Source organism: Flavonifractor sp. An91 (genome assembly GCF_002159225.1).
In the GTDB taxonomy this organism is placed as follows: domain Bacteria; phylum Bacillota; class Clostridia; order Oscillospirales; family Oscillospiraceae; genus Flavonifractor; species Flavonifractor avicola.
The window spans coordinates 1-2,284 of the sequence record NZ_NFHA01000080.1 but is presented as its reverse complement, the minus strand read 5'-3'; the positions used below and the strand labels follow the sequence as shown (position 1 = coordinate 2,284).

The 2,284-nt window shown below is 58.4% G+C and carries 3 protein-coding genes and 1 pseudogene; 3 read left to right on the top strand and 1 reads right to left on the bottom strand.

Annotation, left to right across the window (positions count from 1 at the left end; genetic code table 11):
• A pseudogene (locus tag B5G42_RS17425) lies at positions 1–270 on the bottom strand (IS21 family transposase); the annotation flags it as partial.
• 264 nt (positions 271–534) lie between these two features.
• Here B5G42_RS17425 and B5G42_RS17420 point away from each other — a divergent pair.
• From B5G42_RS17420 to B5G42_RS17410, 3 genes are all read left to right on the top strand, one after another.
• Positions 535–867, top strand: coding sequence for a DUF3846 domain-containing protein (locus B5G42_RS17420; protein ID WP_206406216.1), 333 nt, complete (start codon positions 535–537; stop codon positions 865–867).
• On the top strand, positions 864–1,121 hold the full coding sequence (locus tag B5G42_RS17415; protein WP_087273136.1) for a hypothetical protein: 258 nt from the start codon (positions 864–866) through the stop codon (positions 1,119–1,121). Before B5G42_RS17420 ends, B5G42_RS17415 begins: the two co-directional genes overlap by 4 nt.
• 72 nt (positions 1,122–1,193) lie before the next feature.
• A partial coding sequence (locus B5G42_RS17410) for an amidoligase family protein (RefSeq protein WP_087273133.1) occupies positions 1,194–2,284 on the top strand: 1,091 nt, incomplete at its 3' end.

Here is a 2,284-nt window from a genome sequence, read left to right as displayed (position 1 = left end):
TGTCACGCCGTTCTTCAGCAGACCATCCAGGATACCTGTATAGCCGCTCAGGAGCGTGGTGCTCGCTTTCCGGCCCTTTGCGGCGTGCTCAGTGTCCTCAAAGCCGTGCTCCTTCATCCAGCGCAGTCTGGCGCGGGAAATCCCGGTACGGCGCTCCAGCTCTGCAAGATTGACCTTCTCCAGCGAGAACTTGTCTCCCTGCTCGGCCATCATCTGCTCAATGGCCTTTGCCACAACCGGGGACATGGCTGCGAAATTGGGTTGTTTCATCTTATCTCCTTTCACCGGGGGCTGGCTACGCCTCCAGTGTAAAGGAACTATTCAAATTGTAAATGGCTGTTTTCAGTTGACCAAAATTGGCGTTTTTCGCCTGACCCGGAATGGCGATTATCGCCTGACGCTAACATGCGTTCGATTTCTTATCATACTTACAAGGCGATTTCCGAATCCACATCCAAATAAACTGTATACTATACCCATGAAGCCCAGGGAGCATCTGCTTCCTGGGCTATCCTTTTATGTGGAGGTATGGTTATGAACGTATTGTTGGTCGCCCCGCTGGAGCCGCCCCGGGCGGCAGAACTGGACAACACCCTGGAAGCCATGCAGCAGGCGGTAGGCGGCCCCATTCAGGCCGTGTATCCCTTCGAGGAACCGGTGGCTCTCATCTGCCACGAGGAGGGCAAACTGGTGGGACTGCCTCTCAATCGCTGCCTGCGGCTGGACAGCGGGGAGATCTACGACATCATCGCAGGTACCTTCTTTCTGTGCGCTGCCCCGCCGGACAGCGAGGACTTTGAGAGCCTGTCGCCGGAGCAGCTGGAACGGTACCGCCGCCGCTTCGCCCGACCGGAGATTTACCTATGATGGAGCGGCTTATGGAGGACGGCTTCCGCTACGGGGAGCCGGTGTACACCCAATGCTCAGAGGAGATGATAGTCTTGTCGGAGGAACTGCGCAAACAGCTGGACCGGGAGGCGGCCGATCTGCTGGACAGGTTGGAGGAAGTTTTTGTAAAGCGGGAGACGGCTTCTGTAGAGGGCGCCTTCCGGGAGGGGGTCCGGGTGGCCATTCTGCTGGCTCTGGACCTTTTCCCGCCTTCCGGACCGCCCGAACCTTGAACTGTATACTATAAGCTACGATGGCCTCGGGGAAAGCCCCGGGGCTTTTTTGCGTTTTAAGGAGGAATTACCATGAAAGAACTGTATACCTGCGAACTCTGCGGCGCTTCTCTGCCAACCGAGCAGCTCTACCATTTCGATGGCCAGGAGCTGTGCGCCCAATGCCTGGACAACCACACCCTGTTTTGCAGCTATTGCGGCGAGCGGATCTGGGAGAGTGACAACGCAGGCACCACTGACACCCCACTGTGCCAGGACTGCTTTGACGACCACTATGTCCGCTGCTGCCGCTGCGGTGCTCTTGTGAGAGAGACCGGGGCCTATTACGAAGAGTCGGACGAATTTGACGAGCGGCCCTACTGCCTGGACTGCTTCCATACCCTGTCCCGGGACAAGCCCATCCACGATTATTATTACAAACCGGAGCCCATCTTCCAGGGAGAGGGGCCCCGGTTTTTCGGTGTGGAACTGGAGCTGGATCAGGGCGGCGAGGATCCGGACAGCGCCCGGGCGCTACTGGATATCGCTAACGCCGGGTATCCTCTGATGTACATCAAACACGACGGCTCCCTGGACGACGGTCTGGAGCTGGTGACCCACCCTCTGTCCCTGGAGTGGCAGCTTCACGCCATGCCCTGGGAGGAACTGTGCCGGAAGGCCCTCTCCCTGGGCTACCGCAGCCACCGGGCCAGCACCTGCGGGCTCCATATTCATGTAAGCCGCACTGCTTTCGGGAACACCCAGCAGGAGCAGGACCAGGCCATTGCCCGGGTGCTCTACTTCTTCGAGAAGCACTGGGAGGAGCTGCTGAAGTTCAGCCGCCGCACCCAGCGGCAGCTGGAGCGGTGGGCCGCCCGGTACGGCTACAAGGAGCACCCCATGGACATTCTGGACTTCGCCAAGAAGGGCTACCATGGGGGACGGTATACCTGCGTCAATCTGCAAAACCCGGATACGGTGGAGTTCCGGATGTTCCGGGGCACCCTGAAAACCAACACCATTTTGGCTACCTTGGAATTGATCGATCGCATCTGTGATGCAGCGGTGCATCTGTCTGATGAAGAGCTGAAAGGCATGGCCTGGACTACCTTTGTATCCGGCTGTCAGCAGCCGGAGCTGGTGCAGTACCTGAAAGAACGGCGGCTCTATGTGAACGAGCCTGT

Excerpts from the sequence above, each read along its gene's own strand:
- B5G42_RS17420 (WP_206406216.1), top strand. The coding sequence starts at position 535 with ATGAACGTATTGTTGGTCGCCCCGCTGGAGCCGCCCCGGGCGGCAGAA.
- B5G42_RS17415 (WP_087273136.1), top strand. The coding sequence starts at position 864 with ATGATGGAGCGGCTTATGGAGGACGGCTTCCGCTACGGGGAGCCGGTG.